9 protein-coding genes are annotated in these 18,042 nt (G+C 52.6%); 6 read left to right on the forward strand and 3 right to left on the reverse strand.

Annotated elements, in window-relative coordinates; translation table 11 throughout:
* The first annotated feature begins 189 nt into the window (after nt 1–189).
* The 3 genes from EHT87_RS28795 (at nt 190) to EHT87_RS28805 (ending at nt 6,897) form a co-directional block, all read left to right on the forward strand.
* Entirely contained in the window at nt 190–3,144 is a 2,955-nt protein-coding gene (locus EHT87_RS28795; protein ID WP_124910254.1) for an FAD-binding and (Fe-S)-binding domain-containing protein, read from the forward strand.
* Nucleotides 3,141–4,817, forward strand: a complete 1,677-nt coding sequence (locus tag EHT87_RS28800) for a hypothetical protein (protein WP_124910255.1) — start codon at nt 3,141–3,143, stop codon at nt 4,815–4,817. Before EHT87_RS28795 ends, EHT87_RS28800 begins: the two co-directional genes overlap by 4 nt.
* Before the next feature lie 106 nt (nt 4,818–4,923).
* Nucleotides 4,924–6,897 (forward strand): M1 family metallopeptidase, encoded by a 1,974-nt coding sequence (locus EHT87_RS28805; RefSeq protein WP_124910256.1) that lies wholly within the window; start codon nt 4,924–4,926, stop codon nt 6,895–6,897.
* A gap of 67 nt (nt 6,898–6,964) precedes the next feature.
* On the opposite strand, the gene EHT87_RS28810 is transcribed toward EHT87_RS28805, so the two are convergent.
* The 3 genes from EHT87_RS28810 to secA form a co-directional block, all read right to left on the reverse strand.
* Nucleotides 6,965–7,909 (reverse strand): 3-oxoacyl-ACP synthase III family protein, encoded by a 945-nt coding sequence (locus EHT87_RS28810; protein WP_124910543.1) that lies wholly within the window; start codon nt 7,907–7,909, stop codon nt 6,965–6,967.
* Between the two features lie 192 nt (nt 7,910–8,101).
* The gene (locus tag EHT87_RS28815) at nt 8,102–8,683 is read right to left on the reverse strand and encodes a Uma2 family endonuclease (RefSeq protein WP_124910257.1); all 582 of its coding nucleotides are present in this window, start codon (nt 8,681–8,683) and stop codon (nt 8,102–8,104) included.
* A 110-nt stretch (nt 8,684–8,793) separates the two neighbouring features.
* Nucleotides 8,794–12,183 carry a preprotein translocase subunit SecA gene (gene secA, locus EHT87_RS28820; protein WP_124910258.1) on the reverse strand — a complete coding sequence of 1,130 codons (3,390 nt, stop codon included), beginning with the start codon at nt 12,181–12,183 and terminating at the stop codon, nt 8,794–8,796.
* 332 nt (nt 12,184–12,515) lie between these two features.
* Here secA and EHT87_RS28825 point away from each other — a divergent pair, with 332 nt between their 5' ends.
* From EHT87_RS28825 to EHT87_RS28835, 3 genes are all read left to right on the forward strand, one after another.
* Complete coding sequence (locus tag EHT87_RS28825; RefSeq protein ID WP_124910259.1) at nt 12,516–13,100, forward strand: RNA polymerase sigma-70 factor; 585 nt, start codon at nt 12,516–12,518, stop codon at nt 13,098–13,100.
* A gap of 73 nt (nt 13,101–13,173) precedes the next feature.
* Nucleotides 13,174–14,190 carry a FecR family protein gene (locus tag EHT87_RS28830; RefSeq protein ID WP_124910260.1) on the forward strand — a complete coding sequence of 339 codons (1,017 nt, stop codon included), beginning with the start codon at nt 13,174–13,176 and terminating at the stop codon, nt 14,188–14,190.
* A 230-nt stretch (nt 14,191–14,420) separates the two neighbouring features.
* Complete coding sequence (locus EHT87_RS28835; RefSeq protein WP_124910261.1) at nt 14,421–18,038, forward strand: TonB-dependent receptor; 3,618 nt, start codon at nt 14,421–14,423, stop codon at nt 18,036–18,038.
* Nucleotides 18,039–18,042: the final 4 nt, after the last annotated feature.

Here is an 18,042-nt window from a genome sequence, read left to right on the forward strand (position 1 = left end):
TCGTAATACTTTGATTATTAGTTGGTTGAAAACTATTTTTTCAGGCGTGTAAATTGCCTTGTTTGGATTCGGTTTGGTGTCTGGTATTTCGCGGATTCAGATACGATACTGGAAAAATTTGTACCTTTAAGGTCGCAAACTGAATTTTTTCGCAAACCAACTTGGATTTGGTCTTGGACGAAGACTATTATGGTCAATCAGGAGACGTTACAACAGCTTTCTAGCCAGTTAGACGGTGAATTCTACACCGATTCCACCCAACGCATTTTATACGCTACCGATGCCTCGGCCTACCGCGAAATGCCATTGGCAGTCGCCATGCCGAAGTCGGTTGACGACCTGAAAAAGTTGATTGCTTTTGCCCGGGAACACCGCACGTCGCTCATTCCGCGTACCGCCGGAACGTCGCTGGCGGGGCAGGTGGTTGGGAACGGGATTATCGTCGATGTTTCCAAAAACTTCACGAAAATCCTGGAACTCAACGAGCAGGAGCGTTGGGTGCGTGTGCAGCCGGGCGTCGTTCGCGATGAGCTGAACTTCTTTCTGAAACCGTACGGTCTGTTTTTCGGACCCGAAACCTCGACGGCCAACCGGGCGATGATCGGCGGAATGGTTGGGAATAATTCCTGTGGCTCCAACTCGGTTGTTTACCGCTCGACCCGCGAACATGTTCTGTCGGTTAAAGCCTTGCTGGCCGACGGCAGTGAAGCCGAATTCGGGCGACTCGAAACCGGGGCGTATGATCGACTGATTAAAACCGGTACGCAGAAGAACGGCAGCGCGTCGTTGCTGGATAAAATTTACCTGAAAACAAACGAGATCCTGGCGAATCCCGACAATCAGGCCGAGATCCGGAAACAGTTCCCAAAACGGAGCATCGAACGGCGTAACACGGGCTATGCGCTGGACGAACTGCTGGAAAGTGAGCCTTTTACACCGGGAGCCGACCCGTTTAATTTCTGTAAACTGATTGCCGGCTCGGAGGGTACGCTCTGTTTCCTGACCGAAATCAAGCTGAATGTGGTGCCGCTGCCGCCCAGCGAACTGGGCCTGGTTTGCGTGCATTTCAATAACGTCGATGAGTCATTAAGGGCTAATTTGATTGCGCTCAAGTACCAGCCCCGCGCCGTCGAACTCATCGACCATTATATTCTGGAGTGTACGAAAGACAACATCGAACAACGCAAAAACCGCTTCTTCGTGCAGGGCGATCCGGGGGCGATCCTGGTCGTGGAGTTTGGCGCCGGTAACCGCGACGAAATTGCGCAACGCGCCGTCGAAATGGAAGCGGAAATGCGGGCTGCGGGCCTGGGCTACCATTTTCCGGTTTTGTATGGGGAAGATACCAAAAAAATCTGGACGTTGCGCAAAGCCGGTCTGGGCCTGCTGGCCAACCTGCCGGGCGATGCCAAAGCCGTTGCGGTGATTGAAGACACGGCCATCGACGTGCATGATTTGCCCGACTACATCCGCGATTTCAACGAGGTGCTGACCCGGCACAGTATGTCGGCGGTGCATTACGCCCACGCCGGTTCGGGCGAGATTCACCTGCGCCCGATTATCAACCTCAAGACGGCGGAAGGCCACCAGCAATACCGGATGATTGCCGAAGAAATTGCCCGGCTCGTGAAAAAATACGACGGCTCGCTGTCGGGTGAACACGGCGACGGACGGTTGCGGGGCGAGTTTATTCCGCTGATGGTGGGGCCGAAAAACTACGAACTGATGCGGGAAATCAAGCAAACCTGGGATCCGTACGGTATTTTCAATCCCGGCAAGATCGTTGAAACGCCCCCGATGGACACGTTTCTGCGTTACGAAGCCGGGCAGCAAACGCCGGAATTCAAGACGGTTTTCCGGTTCACGGATCAGACCATTCTGCAACACGCCGAGCAATGTAATGGCTCCGGAGATTGCCGCAAAACCGAACTGTCGGGCGGCACGATGTGCCCGAGCTACATGGCTACCCGCAACGAAAAAGAAACGACGCGCGGGCGGGCCAATATTCTGCGGGAAATGCTGACGCTGTCGCCCAAAGAAAACCGGTTCGACAACAAGGAAATCAAGGAGGTTTACGACCTATGCCTGGCTTGTAAAGGCTGCAAGGCCGAATGTCCGTCGAATGTGGATGTGGCCAAACTGAAAATGGAGTTTCTGCAGCAGTATCAGGATGCCAACGGTGTTCCGGTTCGCAGCCGGCTGGTTGCCAATTTTGCGAGCTTGTCCGGGCTGGCGTCGCTGGTGCCGTGGGCGTATAATGCGGTATTGGGAACCGAGTCGCTCCGGCGGGTGGCCAACCGCGTGATCGGTTTTCACCCCGACCGCACCATGCCGCTGCTGCACAATACAACCTTGCGGAAGTGGGTCAAGGGCTTGGGGCAAGGGGCGCCCGGCGATCGGCAACAGCAAAAAGTTTACCTCTTCTGTGATGAGTTTACGAATTACAACGACGTGGAAGTGGGGAAAAAGGCGGTTTTGCTGCTGAAAAAACTGGGCTACGAGGTCATCATTCCGGAACACGGCGAAAGCGGTCGGGCGGCTTTGTCGAAGGGACTGCTGCGACAGGCCAAACGGCTCGCCGAAAAGAACGTCCGGTTGTTGAAAGACCTCATTACCACGGAAACGCCTTTGGTGGGCATCGAGCCGTCGGCCCTGCTGACGTTTCGGGACGAATACCCGGATCTGGTGGATGAGTCGCTGCTGCCCGACGCCCGGCGGATTGCCGAAAGCGCCCTGACGTTCGAGGAGTTCATCGCCCGCGAGATTGATAAAGGGGCCATTTCAAAAACCGCCTTCACCACCGAAAAACGGCTCATCAAACTGCACGGACATTGCCAGCAGAAAGCCGTGTCGTCGCTGGTGCCGTCGAAAAAAATGCTGTCGTTGCCCGAAAATTATACCGTCCACCTCATTCCGTCGGGCTGCTGCGGCATGGCGGGTTCGTTCGGGTATGAAGCGGAACATTACGAGGTGTCGATGAAAATCGGTGAGCTGGTGTTGTTTCCGACGGTTCGCCAGCAGGCCGACGACGTCATTATTGCAGCCGCCGGAACCAGCTGCCGGCATCAGATCAAAGACGGAACCGGACGCAAGGCTAAACATCCGGCCGAAATTCTCTACGAAGCTTTAGCGATACACGCATGAAAAATCGATTGGCGTGGCCGCTGACGGGGATTTTACTGATGATCGGGTCGGGTCTGGCCCTGACGCACAACCTGCCGTTGCGGTATGACGTGGCTTTTGGCGATGAAATGACCTACCTCGCTTCGGGGTTGACTTACACGTTCCCGCCCGATCCGTATCTGGCACAATGGGGGTCGTTATACGCGGCCTGGCTGCGGTTTTTGCAGGTTTTTACGCCCGATACACTCGATCTGTTCTATCTGAACTGGCGGTTGTTGATCATCCTGACCGGAACGTTGCTGTTTTTATACCTGTATCTGCGCAAGTCGGGGTTTGCGGTTAGCCTCTTTTGTGCGCTCTGTTTTCAGTTTTCAACCTTGAATGTGCAGCTAGACCCCCGGATTTCGGCGTTCACGCTGTGTCTGATTTTGACGGGTCTTTGTGTCATTCAGGCGCGGGATTGGTCGGCCCGGAGTGTCATGCTGCTCACGGCTTTGACGGCGCTGGTGTGCGCCTACGTCCGACCCGAATTTTACGTATCCATGCTGATTGCGTTTGGCTTGGCGGTCGGCACATTTTTGATGCCCCGGTTCCAAACCGGCCAACGCTCGTTCAGGGCGTTTTCGGGCGTTTTGGGTCTAGTGGCGCTGGCGGTTTTGATGCGGTTGCTGTTGGGAAATCCCCTGGCGCCGGGCGAACAGGGGAGCAATCGCAGTTTCGACGCGTTTGTTCAGCACTTCAGCATCAATTACAACACCTGGCGCAATCAACCCACGGATATTCCCATTGTTGATCAGTTTAAGCTCATTACGTCTATTTTTGGCAAAGATGTCAAGTCGATGAGCGATGCTTTTCGGGTGCATCCTGACTTGGTAATCAGGCACTTCTGGACCAATATCAGTAATACCACAAAAGCAGAATTCCGGGTTTTAGGCGGGTTGTTTTTTGAAACGCCGTTGAATCATTTGACGTCTCCCTACCGCAAATGGATCCTGGCGGTTTTGTTTGTGGTCATTGTGTTCGGATTGATCGACCTGCGGGAAACCTTCCGGCAGTTGAGAAAAAAACCGCTCAAACTGACCCGGAAAGAATTGGCGCTGTTTATCTTGCTTCTACCGTCACTAGCGTCCGTCGTACTGGTTTTTCCGCGAACTCATTATCTGTATTTCCACGCCGTTGGCCTGATTACGATGCTGGCTTTTCTGCTGGGGAACATCAAATTACGGGTGGCTCAGTCACCGGTTTGGCTGGCCGGTATGGCCAGTTTGATGATGGTCTGGGTGGTTTACCAGACTACGCAACAACAGGCGGAAAAACGCCCTACGCCCGTGGCGGATAACATTCGGTTCATTCGGTCGCTTTCACTCAAGGGCACGGTATCGTCGCTGGAACGGGAATGGTACCGGATTTTTCTGTACGGTCGGCAACAGACCCCTCGCTGGATTCGGGTGGATATTTACCAACCAAATACCGACTTTGGACGTTTCCTGGAACAACAGAACGTCAATTTTATTCTGATGACAAAAGATATGCAAAACTATTTCGCGCGCGATAGCGGTTTTGCGTCTTTTCTGTCCGGAGCCGAATCGGGCCGGTTTGTTCGCTTAAAAGCACCGGAACCGGGTAGTTACCTGCTGATTCGGCCCGAACTGCTGTTGAAGCAACCCGCTGTTTCGTCGCTGACTGGTAATTAAACGACGTCAGTGGATAAGACCACCGCGACCTGCCCGTTATCAGAATAGAAGTTTACCTCAAAACCGGGTTACAGACTTGAACTGTAGCCAATTTCATTGCAACTTCATGAATAAACTGGTCTTTTTTATTGCCATCCTGTGCGCAATCACCGAGGTCCGGGCGCAGACCGGGACGTCCACAAAATACGATCCCCACGAGCTCTTTCATCCGCTTTTCAATATGCAGCCCGGCAACGATTACCGGGCGGGTAGCGGGGCTCCCGGACCCCGTTACTGGCAAAACCGGGCCGATTATAAAATCAACGTTCGGCTGGACGACGAGAAAAATGTCGTGAGCGGAGAGGTCGAGATTACGTACAAAAATAACAGCCCCGAAGCCCTGCCGTTTCTGTGGTTGCAACTGGATCAGAACGCCTTTTCTGACACATCGAGAGCCGCCAAAACCACGCCCGTGCGCGGTGGTCGCTACGGCAATTCCGGTTTTTCCGGCGGGTATGTCATTCAATCCGTCACGATTGATCAGGGGAAAAACAAAGCCGTCGATTACCTGATTACCGACACGCGGATGCAGGTGCGGCTGGCCGAACCGCTGAAAGCCGGTGGCGATGTGGTAAAAATTAAAATTGAGTATTCCTTTAAAATTCCGGCCTACGGCTCCGACCGCATGGGCACCCAGCCAACCCGCAACGGCCTGATTTACGAAATGGCACAGTGGTATCCGCGGATGTGCGTTTACGACGATATCGAAGGCTGGAACGTCTTGCCTTACCTCGGTGCCGGTGAGTTCTACCTCGAATACGGCGATTACGAATACGCCATCGATGTGCCGTGGAACCACATTGTGGTTGGTTCCGGAGAATTACTGAACTCGACGGAAGTGCTGACCGCCGAGCAGCAACGGCGGCTGGCGCAGGCCCGGAATAGTGATAAAACCGTAGTGCTCCGGTCTAAAGACGAGGTCAATGAGCCGCAAAGCCGCCCCAAACAGTCGGGCCGGTTGACCTGGCGGTTCCGCTGCCAGAACGCCCGGGATGTGGCTTGGGCCACGTCAAAAGCGTTCGTGTGGGATGCGGCCCGGATCAACCTGCCAAGCGGCAAAAAGGCGTTGGCCATGTCGGCGTACCCGGCCGAAAGCGCCACGGATGATTCCTGGAACCGTTCGACGGAATACGTCAAAGGCTGCATTGAATTTTATTCGAATTACCTGTTTGAATATTCGTATCCGGTGGCTACCAACGTCGCCGGTATTGTGGGTGGAATGGAGTATCCCGGTATTGTTTTCTGCGACCGGCGCGACCGCAAAGAGTCACTCTGGGGCGTTACCGATCATGAATTTGGGCACAACTGGTTTCCAATGATTGTGGGAACGAACGAACGGAAATTTGCCTGGATGGACGAAGGATTCAACACCTTTATCAACCAGCTTTCAACGGCAAATTTTAACAAGGGGGAATACAACCGGCCGAAAGGAACGATGCACGACATCGCGCCCGCGCTGTTCAACATCGATGAGCCCATTATGACCACGCCCGACGTCCTGCAACCGCTGCATCTGGGCATTATGGGGTATTATAAACCGGGAAAAGGGCTGCAACTGCTGCGCGATGTGGTGCTGGGACCGAAGCGTTTCGATTATGCCTTTAAAACCTACGTCCAGCGCTGGGCTTTTAAACACCCAACGCCCTACGACTTTTTTCGGACCATCGAAGACGCGGCCGGGGAAGATTTAGGCTGGTTCTGGCGGGGCTATTTCTACGAAACCTGGAAACTGGACCAGGCGGTGAAAGACGTCCGGTACGTTGAGCAGGACCCGCAGAAAGGGTCGGTGATTACGATCGAGAATCTGGAAAAGTGGGCGATGCCCGTGATCATTGAAGTGGAGGAAGTGGGCGGCAAAAAAACGCGCGTCAACCTGCCGGTGGAGGTGTGGCAGCGGGGCGGAACCTGGAGCTTCAAACAGCCGACCACCGCGCCGATCCGGTCGGTCACCATCGATCCGGATGAGCAATTGCCGGATATCAATCCGAAAAACAACACCTGGAAAAACGGATCGGCCCCGTCGACGTCGTCGGCCAATTAAAAACGGAACGGTTACCGGAAAAGCGTGGCACAATCCGGGCGCTTTTACCGGTAACCGTTCTTCTTTTTTATACTTCGACCAGCATAGCGCCAAAGGAATATCCTCCGCCGAATACGGTCAGAACAATATTCTGGCCCTTCTGAAAAATACCCCGGTTTTCGGATAAGGCGATGGCGCAGCCCGCACAACCGGTATTTCCCAGCTTCTGAATGTTCGAAAGGAGCTTCGATTCAGGCAGTTTCAGGGTGTTGATTACATTCAGACTGATGCGCAGATTGGCCTGGTGCGGAATCAGGTAATCCACATCGTCGATCGTCAGGTTGTGCTTCTCCAGAACCTGCAAACTCACTTTAGGCATATACAGGCAGGCATTGATGAACACATCGCGACCGTGGGGCATGCTAACGCCCTGCTCCAGCGGTTTGAGCATCACACCCGTCGTGGCTTTTCCGCTGGTGGCAGCCCCGCCCGTTATGATCGTGTGGATCGTCATGTCATCCTCACTGATCCGCTCCCTGGAGATCAGCAAAGCTGATGCGCCGTCGCCCCACAAATGCCCCGATACGGTATCGGTCTCGTTGTTATACGCTGTATTGTGCTCGGAAACGACCACAACCGCCAGCGTGGCTTTATTCATTGCAAAATAGCCTTCCACAACTTCAATAGCATTGATGAGGGAGGAACAGGCCGTGGAGATCGAAATAACCGGAATATCGGGAACGCCCAGATTGTGCTGAACAACGTGCGCCAGGGTCACGATGGTGTCGTAGGGCGTGTAGGTGGCACCAACAATGAGATCTATCTGAGAGGGGTCAATCGTCGTTTGATCAAACAGACGCCGGACGGCTTCCAGCGCCATGGTGTTTGTATTTTCGTCGGGTGCCGCTTTGCGACGCTCCCGAATGCCGGTCCGTTCGGTAATCCACTCGCTCGATAATCCGTTGAGCCTGGTAAAGTGTTCATTTCCAATTACTTCGCTGGGAAGGTAATGGCTAACTGCATGAATATACATCATACGAAATAAAAGAAGGGAACCAACTTTAGCGATTCCACACCGAAAATTAAGTATTTCCGGGAAAGCGTAGTATTGAAAATTGGAACAATACTACAAAATCTTTCTTTCTTTATTGGTTATGTAAAAAATTTAAAAAAATACTTGTAACTACACGAATTTACAACCAAAAATAGGGCGCTGGAGGTTGTTTTAATTCAGCAGGCCAACGGTCTGGTCGTAAATCGTACGCAGTGGAAGGGTAAAATCAAGCGTCTGAATCATTAAAGTATCCTCAATGCGGTCGGTTTCTTTCCGCAATGTCCAGAAGCCGTTTTCCGGCTTATACCAGGCTTCCAGCCGAATCTGTTCGGAGTCGATCAGGATGTATTCCTGAAAAGCAGGGATGTTGCGGTACAGCATGAATTTTCCACCCCGATCATAATCTTTGGTACTCTCGGACAGAACTTCAATGATAACCGTCGGATTCAGCAGGGTATCAAATGTGGAATCGAGCAACTCCGGTTCTCCGCAGACAACCACCAGATCGGGATAGGTATACAGGCTGTTCGAAGGAATGTGAAGCCGCATGTCGGACGAAAAACTCTGACAACGTTTTCCTTTTAAATAGGAGCCAATTTCAATCGATAAGTTTTCCTTGATCCGGTTGTGATTGCGGGACGCGCCAGCCATCGCGAATATTTCACCTTTGAAATACTCGCTCTTATACGCGGCTTTGCGCTCAAGTTCCAGGTACGTTTCCGGCGTATAGTGTGGTTTTGGCTGGGCTAGCATGTTTTTACGGTTTTCGGTTTATGGTTTACGGTGGCTGACGCATTCATAAGCGTGCGTCAGCCACCGTAGCGACGGCCCGGCGTAAACTCAAAACCGTAAACCGTAAGCTTTTACTCAATCAAAACCGCCCGGCCACTTTGCACGTCGTTTTCGACCACTTTGTATTTGACATCCCGCTTGATGGTGCCATCCATGTATTGAACACTGACTTTCTCATTCCGGTTGGCAATTTTCACCGCCCGAACCGGGGCCTGTTTTTCCGCTGTCGGCTCTCGTGCCCCGGCCATCTTACGGGCATATTCCTGCGGTCCACCAGCGACGGGTTCCTCGTGATCTTCTTTGTTGGTGTGCAATTCGGGTTGCGGCTCCGGACGGCGCTGGGCCGGGGCCTGCCGAACTTCCTGCTGCACCTCTTCGGCTTCCTGGCCCGGAATATCGGTTTTGGTCAGGAAACTGATCGTATCGAAATTGACTTTGCTCAAAAACCGCTTGAACAACTCGACCGACTCAAATTTGTAGACCAGCAACGGGTCTTTCTGCTCGAAAACCGCATTTTGCACCGACTGCTTCAAGTCATCCATTTCGCGCAGGTGTTCTTTCCACTCCTGGTCGATGATCGACAGCGAAACCGCTTTTTCCATTTCCGTAATCAACTCGCGACCTTCCGTTTCAACGGTCCGGCGGAGGTTGTTGACCACCGTCAGTTCACGCATGCCATCGGAGAACGGAACCACAATATCCTGAATGGTGGCGCCCCGCTCGGCCAGAATGGATTGCAGAACCGGCAGTGATTTCTGACGAATGGCGTTGTTTTTGTCGTGGTAATGCTTGTCGGCTTCTTCGTAGAGCTTCTGCGCCAGCGCCTTCGGTTTCAGCCGGCTGAACTCCTCCTGGCTCAGGCTGATCTCGAATCCCAGGGAAGTGAGGGTCTGCAGCGCCAGTTCGTCGTAATTGCCTTCGGTATTGTTGGCCAGTTCTTCGCAAACGTCGTACATCGTGTTGGCGATGTCGAGCGCCAGACGGTCGCCAAACAGCGCGTTCCGGCGACGTTTGTAGATGGCTTCCCGTTGGTAGTTCATCACATCGTCGTATTCCAGCAACCGCTTCCGAATGCCAAAGTTGTTTTCTTCGACTTTCTTCTGGGCCCGTTCGATGGACTTCGTAATCATCGAGTGCTGAATCACTTCGCCTTCTTCCAGACCCATGCGGTCCATCACTTTGGCAATCCGGTCGGAACCGAAAAGCCGCATCAGGCTGTCTTCCAGCGACACGAAGAACTGCGTCGTACCGGGATCCCCCTGCCGACCCGACCGGCCGCGCAACTGGCGGTCGACGCGCCGGGATTCGTGCCGTTCGGTCCCGACAATGGCCAGACCGCCCGCAGCGCGTGATTCCGGCGTCAGCTTGATGTCCGTACCCCGACCGGCCATGTTGGTCGCAATCGTTACCGTTCCCGGTTTCCCGGCTTCGGCCACGATTTCGGCCTCCCGCTGGTGTTGCTTGGCGTTCAGAACCTGGTGCGCAATTTTGCGCAGCGACAGCATCCGGCTCAGTAATTCCGAGTTTTCAACGGAGGTTGTACCGACCAGCACCGGACGGCCTTTCTCAACGAGACTGACGATCTCATCGACCACGGCGTTGTATTTTTCCCGAACGGAGCGGTATACTTTGTCTTCCTCATCTTTCCGGACAATGTTCCGGTTGGTCGGAATGACCACCACGTCGAGTTTATAGATCGTCCAGAATTCCGATGCTTCGGTTTCGGCCGTACCGGTCATCCCGGCCAGCTTGTGATACATCCGGAAGTAGTTTTGCAGCGTTACCGTTGCGTAGGTCTGCGTGGCGTCTTCCACTTTCACCCCTTCCTTGGCTTCAACGGCCTGGTGCAGTCCGTCCGACCACCGCCGGCCTTCCATGATCCGGCCCGTCTGCTCATCGACAATCTTAATTTTGCCATCCATGATGACGTAATCGACGTTGATTTCAAAGAGGCTGTAGGCTTTCAGCAATTGGTTGACGGTATTGATCCGCTGGGTTTTTACGGAATAATCACGAATCAGCGACTCTTTCTGGAGAATCTTCTCCTTTTCGTCCAGTTCCGTACTTTTATCAATCCGGTTTAGATCGATCGACAAATCCGGCAGAATGAAGAAGTTCGGGTCTTCGCCGGAACCGGTAATGTAGTCGATGCCTTTTTCCGTCAGATCGATGCTGTTGTGTCGCTCGTCGATCGTGAAATACAGCGGCTTATCGGCTTCGGGCATCAATTTCTGGTTTTCGGCCAGATAAATCGACTCGGTTTTTTGCAAAACCGCCTTAATACCGGTTTCGCTGAGGTACTTGATCAGCGGTTTGTATTTGGGAAGACCGCGATGAGCGCGGAAGAGCGATAAACCGCCTTCTTTTTCGTCACCGGCGGCAATTTTCTTTTTGGCATCGTTCAGAAAATCCTGAACCAGTTTGCGCTGCACTTCGGCGACGCGGGCGACGCGCGGTTTCAGTTCGGCGAATTCCTGTTCATCGCCACGCGGTACGGGGCCGGAGATGATCAAGGGCGTCCGGGCGTCATCGATCAACACCGAATCGACCTCATCGACCATCGCATAATGGTGCTTGCGCTGCACCAGTTCGTCGATGCCCCGCGCCATGTTGTCGCGCAGGTAATCGAAACCAAATTCGTTGTTTGTACCGTACGTAATATCAGCCAGATACGCCTGTTTCCGCGAAAACGAGTTGGGCTGGTGCTTATCGATGCAATCGACGCGCATACCGTGGAACTCGAACAGGGGCGCCATCCACTCGGAGTCACGTTTGGCCAGGTAATCATTGACCGTAACGATGTGAACCCCGCGTCCGGCCAGGGCATTCAGGTAAGCCGGGAACGTTGCGACGAGCGTTTTTCCTTCGCCCGTGGCCATTTCCGAAATCTTTCCCTGGTGCAAAACCGTACCCCCGATGATCTGGACGTCGTAGTGAACCATGTCCCACTTCACGAGCGTACCGGCCGCATCCCAGCTGTTGGCCCAATAGGCTTTGTCGCCCTGAATGGTGATGTGCTTTTTACGGGTTGCAAACTCGCGGTCGAACTCGGAGGCCGTTACTTCCAGTTGTTCGTTTTCCTTGAAACGCTTGGCCGTTTCTTTCACAACGGCAAACGCCTGCGGCAGAATATCGAGCAAAACCACTTCCAGTTCCTTGTTCCGGTCGGCTTCGAGCTTATCGACCTGGTTGAAGATGCGTTGTTTCACATCGACGTCCATGTCGGGCTGGTCCGTAACCTGCTGGTGAAGATCGGCGAGCTGGGTATCGATAGGCTGCAACCGCTGAGCGATGATTTGCTTCAGCTCAGTGGTTACGTTCCGGAGTTCATCGTTGGATAAAGACTGTAATTTCTGAAACTCGGCATTTACCTTGTCGACATACGGGAGCAGGTCGCGCATGTCCCGATCCGACTTGGTACCGAAGAGTTTCGTAATGCTCTTGGTTATGAGGTTAATCATCTAAATGTCTATTAAATCGAATGTTTCAATAAAGTTCTGCAAAATTAGGGGTTTGCGCCATAGAATAGTAACAATTTCTGAATCAGTTTCATTGCGATGGGCCGGGAGATTTTGGAAAAGCGACCTGATTCGCGTATAAAGTAGCTTAATAGACGCATAGACGGCTTTCACCGGGATCGGGAGCAATTCTGGAATTTGAGTTAATTTATTGTTATCATGCAAAAAAAAAGTGTGCGATTCCTTAATAAATAAACGTGCGATTAAACTAAAAATAGACCGAATTTTGTAAAGCGCATTTCAAATTACGTAAACGGATTGAGGAAATTCAGGGTATGAACGCAACGTATAGCACCTGTTCTGACGAAGACATCCTGAAGTCGATCGGCGAAAACAACGACGAACTGGCGTTTGCCGAACTTTATAACCGGTATTTCCGGCTTTTATTTAATTATACGTTCAGCAAGGTAAATGACCGGTTTGCCGCCCAGGAAATTGTACAGGAATTATTCGTTACCATCTGGCAGCAGCGTCACCGGAATGCGGTTCAGTGTGGCCGTTCCTATTTATTCTCCAGCACCAAAAACCTCATCATTTCGCATTACCGCAAAGAATATACCCGCCGGTTTCACTACAACCAGTGGGAAATCCAAACCGAGGATTCCATTGACCTGACGGACCAGCAACTCCTGACGTCCGATCTTCAGAACCGCTACGAAAAAGGCCTTCACCGCCTATCCCCCAAATGCAAAGACGTCTTTCTGCTGAGCCGGAAAGGGCACTCCAACCGGGAAATTGCCCGGCAACTGGACATTTCGGAAAAGACAGTGGAGCAGCACATTACCAAGGCTTTACGGATTCTGAAGGATTACCTCAAAGAGCATTTTGCGTACGTTTTTCTGCTGATTTCGCTTTTCTAACAATTTTTTTTCAAACCGACTAAGGGTTGTCATCCCGGCGTGCGACTTAGGAATGGTAACCCGTTCCCAAGCTATGCCGCCATCGAATATACCTCCTCAATTACTGGAAAAATACCTCCGGAATCAGTGTACCGAGCAGGAAAAGGAACGGGTTGAGGCCTGGTATGCATCGCTTGACGGAAAACCGGATTACCTGGATTCTTTGCCGGAACCGGAGCAGCAGCATTTACAGGATGAAACCTTCCTGATGATTCAAAGCCAGCTCGAACCCGACGAAAAACCGCTGGTTAAGACCTTTCCTTTGGCCTGGCTGGCCGGGTTGGCCGCATCCCTGCTTCTGGTGGTCGGGCTGTACAGCGTTTACCGGTATTCCGCAACCCGGCCGGCATCCGTTACGGCCAACGTTGAGAAAAAAGTCCTGGATAGTCGTGTTCATTTTGTAAACCATAAACCGCATCCGGTCAGGCATCAGCTTCCCGACGGCAGTTCGGTCTGGATGCACTCGGAAGCATCGATTAAATACCCGAAAGAATTCGACCGGGACAAACGGCTGGTGAGTTTTTCAGGAGAAGGTTTTTTTGACATTAAAAAAGATCAAACCCGCCCCTTCTCGATTCAAAGCGGGGAAATGCGGATTAAGGTGCTCGGAACCAGTTTCAACGTAAACGCCCCGGTTGCCCGGACGGTTTTCCGGATTTCGGTCGTAACCGGACGGGTTGAAGTACGGGCGCCAGACCGGCAGCAAAAGGAACAGCTCGTGGTTCTGAAACCCCAGCAGCAGGCGGTATTCGAAACCGAGTCCAAACGGCTTGTTTCTTCGACTATTCCAAGTCAGATCAAAAAAGAGATTTACGAGCCCGTGACAATCGTGTTTTCAAATACGCCGATCAATCAGGTAGTTAAGCGGCTGGAAAAACGGTTTAATGTTCAGATTAAGCTGGCTAATCCTAAAATTGGCTCCTGCCTTTTCAATGCCGACTTTGAAAAACAACCGTTGCCGTTAATCATGGAAATGCTTTGCACGGCGCTGGATGCGACGTATACGATGTCCGGGAAAGTCATTGTCATGGATGGCCTGCCCTGCGAATAGTGGCCACGCTGCTGACGGGACCGTTGCCCGATTGCGCCTAAACCCGAAAATCACAACCAATTGAACCTTAACCCTTTTTTATGAAACACCACTACCCGAATCCTCCATAAACCAAAAAACCGGGAGTGTACCACCACCCCCGGCTCAAACTTGCCATCCCTTTTCTGTTTCGTACCACCGAAACAGGGGATGATTTATCCAACAGGGCTAACCATCAGACAATCAAAATTATGCAAAATTCAATCCTAAACCAGTCGGTTGACTGGCGAAAAATTATGCGTATCGGTTTACTTCAATGGATACTTGCCGTTTTACTGGCGGGCATCGGCTACGCAAAGGAAATTTCGGCACAGTCGATCCTGAGTAAGGATATGACGCTTCAGCTGAACAACGTTACGCTCAAGGAAGCACTGGACCGGATTCAGGAAAAAGCCAATACGAAGTTTGTTTACAGCAGCCGGGTTTCTCTGAAAGAACCGGTATCGATCGATGTAAAAAATCAAAAACTCTCCCGCGTTCTGGACCAGTTGCTCGTGCCGAGAGGCATTACCTACAAGGTCATCAACGAACAGATTGTGCTGGCCCGGGAAAAAACCGGTAAACTGGAAACCGCCCTGCCCGCCCTGGAAGAAAAAGTTCAGGAATACATCGCCCGTCAGGAACTGCGGCTGAAAGGAACGGTAACGTCGTCCGATGGCCAGGGCGCGCTCGCCGGGGTGAGTGTGGTTCTGAAAGGGACGACCCGCGGAGCCACCACGGACGGAAAGGGAAACTTCGAGCTGTCGGTGCCCGGTGCTGCGTCGGTTCTGGTTTTTAGCTTCGTTGGGTATGTCTCTCAGGAAGTTACGGTTGGAAACCGGTCGGTTGTCAACGTTACGCTGGAGGTCGATAATAAAACCCTGGAAGAGTTTGTGGTGGTGGGCTACGGAACCCAGAAAAAAGTGAACCTGACCGGGGCGGTATCGCAGGTACAGGCGAAGGACCTGGAAAACCGGCCGTTAAACAACATGTCGCAGATTCTTCAGGGCATGGTTCCGAACCTGAACATTACCTTCAACACCGGGCAGCCGGGGCAGGGCGGAAACCTGAACGTTCGCGGAGAAACTTCCATCAACGGGGGCGGTCCGCTGGTGCTGGTCGATGGCGTTCCCGGCGATATCAACCGCATCAATCCGAATGATGTCGAGTCGGTATCGGTTTTGAAAGATGCCGCGGCTTCGGCCATTTATGGCGCCCGGGGTGCTTTTGGGGTCATTCTGGTGACAACCAAAACCGCCAAGAACGGAAAAACCAGTATCGCCTACAGCAACAACTTCGGCTGGTCGAAACCCACCGTCAGCACCGACTTCCTGACCAACGGCTACGAGTACGTCAGGATGAATGACGAAGCGTTTACGCGGGCTACGGGAAACAGCTACACCCGGTATTCGGAAGAAGATTACAAGGAGCTGGAAGCGCGTCGCTACGATAAAACCGAAAACCCGGCCCGGCCCTGGACGGTCGTCAAAAACGTCAACGGCAAGGATATTTACAATTATTACGGGAATTATGACTGGTGGAATACGCTCTTCAACATGACGCAGCCTTCCCGGCAGCACAACCTGAATCTGTCCGGCGGAACCGACAAGATCAATTATTACCTGTCGGGGTCGATGTATGAGAAGGAGGGAATCATGAAAATCAATACCGATAAATTCACCTCCTACACCCTTCGCAGCAAAATCAACGCCCAGCTGACGCCCTGGCTCAAAGTGAGCAATAACACGCAGTATTTCGATTCCAAATACAAATATCCGGGTCTGGAAGGCGGTGCCAACGCGAACTTTGTGGCCGTTACGGTACACGCTTTACCGGCGTATGCACCCCGCAATCCGGACGGTACGGCGACGTATAACACGTTGAAAAACAACTATTCCATTGGCGACGGGCTCTTTGCGAACCTGCTGAAAGGCGTTGCGGGCGGTGAAAAAAAGGTTCATGAACTGACCACGATCAACTCGATCACCATCGATTTTACCAAAACCTGGAATCTGGTTGCGAATCACACCTATTCGTTTTACATCGCCGACGACTGGTACCGGTCCGCCGTGGCGCAGTACTCGATTCAGCCCGGTATTCTGACCACCGTTCCGAATTACAACACGGATCAATACCGGCAAACCATGTGGTTCGACCCGTTGAATGCCACGAACGTCTATTCGTCTTACAATCACACCTTCGGAAAGCATTATTTTGCCGCGACGGCGGGGCTGAACTACGAATCCAGAAAGCACCGGCGGTTGTTTGGTGCCCGGAAAAACCTGCTTTCAGAAAACCTCAACGACCTAAACCTCGGAACCGGCGAGCAGTTGTCGGGCGGTGATTCCTTCCAGTATGCCTTGTTCGGCGCGTTCTTCCGCATGAATTACGACTATGCCGGTAAATACCTGCTGGAAGTCAACGGGCGGTATGACGGAACGTCGCGGTTTGGGGAAGGCAGCCGCTATGGTTTCTTTCCATCGGTATCGGCGGGCTGGCGGATCAGTGAAGAAAAGTTCTTTGAGCCGATTCGCAATGTAGTAAACAGCCTGAAAATCAGGGCGTCGTACGGAACGTTGGGGAACCAGTCACCCAACAACAACCAGGTGCCGTACAACACCAACTCGGCCAGTTATTACCCCTATGTGCCCATTATGCCGACGGCCCAGTCGGCCTGGATCGCCAATGGCCAGAAGCTTTCGTATGTGAATAGTCCGAACCCGATTTCGCCGAACCTGACCTGGGAAAAAGCCACCACGTCGAACCTGGGCGTGGATGCGGATTTGTTGAAAAACCGCCTGAATTTTTCTTTTGACGCCTACATCCGCAACACCACGGACATGCTGGTGCCGGGCCAGGTGCTTCCGGCGGTTTACGGCGCGGGTGTTCCGACGCAGAATGCCGGGGATCTGCAAACCAAAGGGTTTGAGTTGGCCATCGCCTGGCGCGATCAGGTAAAAGTGGCCGGTAAGCCTTTCTCGTACAATGCTTCGTTCATTCTTTCCGATTCAAAATCAGTCATTACCAAATACGACAATCCGAACAAAATTCTGTCGAGCCGCTTCGTGGGCCAGGTTATTGGCGACATCTGGGGGTATTCGATTGACGGCTACTTCCAGACTAACGAAGAAGCTCAGGCCTACAAAGTCGATCAGACGCTGGTCAACAAGCAACGGCTGAGCGCGCCCGGCGACTGGAGTAAATTGCAGGCGGGTGATCTGAAATTTGTTGATCTGGACGGCAACGGAAAAATCGATCAGGGTGCCAACACGCTGTCGGATCACGGCGATTTGAAAGTGGTTGGAAACGACCGGGCGCGTTACCGCTACGGGATCAACCTCGGCGCTTCCTGGAACGGTCTTGATTTCTCGATGCTGACGCAGGGTATTCTTCGCAGAAACTGGTATCCGGGCAACAACGCGGATAAATTCTGGGGACCGTATTCCCGGCCGTATTACTCGTTCATTCCGGAAAATTTTGAGGATGATGTCTGGACGCCAACCAATACCGATGCGTATTTCCCGGTTTTGCGCGGCTATACCGCCCTGAACGATGGCGGAGACCTGCGGTCGCCCAACGACCGTTACATTCAGAATGCGGGGTATCTGCGGTTGAAAAACGTGGTGATCGGGTACACGTTCCCGGAAAAATTCACCAAAAAAATCCGCATTCCGAGAGCCCGCATTTACGTGAGTGGCGAAAACCTACTGACCTATACGCCCCTGAGAACCAAGTATATCGATCCGGAGCAACTGGACGGCGATGGCACCAACGGACGCACGTATCCCATGTCCAAAACGATTTCTGCCGGCCTAAACGTCACGTTCTAAAATC

Source organism: Larkinella knui (genome assembly GCF_003858645.1).
In the GTDB taxonomy this organism is placed as follows: Bacteria; Bacteroidota; Bacteroidia; order Cytophagales; family Spirosomataceae; genus Larkinella; species Larkinella knui.

What these genes read in the sequence shown, in the direction of transcription:
- EHT87_RS28795 (WP_124910254.1), top strand. Translation starts at nt 190, where the DNA reads ATGGTCAATCAGGAGACGTTACAACAGCTTTCTAGCCAGTTAGACGGT.
- EHT87_RS28800 (WP_124910255.1), top strand. Translation starts at nt 3,141, where the DNA reads ATGAAAAATCGATTGGCGTGGCCGCTGACGGGGATTTTACTGATGATC.
- EHT87_RS28805 (WP_124910256.1), top strand. Translation starts at nt 4,924, where the DNA reads ATGAATAAACTGGTCTTTTTTATTGCCATCCTGTGCGCAATCACCGAG.
- EHT87_RS28810 (WP_124910543.1), bottom strand. Translation starts at nt 7,909, where the DNA reads ATGTATATTCATGCAGTTAGCCATTACCTTCCCAGCGAAGTAATTGGA.
- EHT87_RS28815 (WP_124910257.1), bottom strand. Translation starts at nt 8,683, where the DNA reads ATGCTAGCCCAGCCAAAACCACACTATACGCCGGAAACGTACCTGGAA.
- secA (WP_124910258.1), bottom strand. Translation starts at nt 12,183, where the DNA reads ATGATTAACCTCATAACCAAGAGCATTACGAAACTCTTCGGTACCAAG.
- EHT87_RS28825 (WP_124910259.1), top strand. Translation starts at nt 12,516, where the DNA reads ATGAACGCAACGTATAGCACCTGTTCTGACGAAGACATCCTGAAGTCG.
- EHT87_RS28830 (WP_124910260.1), top strand. Translation starts at nt 13,174, where the DNA reads ATGCCGCCATCGAATATACCTCCTCAATTACTGGAAAAATACCTCCGG.
- EHT87_RS28835 (WP_124910261.1), top strand. Translation starts at nt 14,421, where the DNA reads ATGCAAAATTCAATCCTAAACCAGTCGGTTGACTGGCGAAAAATTATG.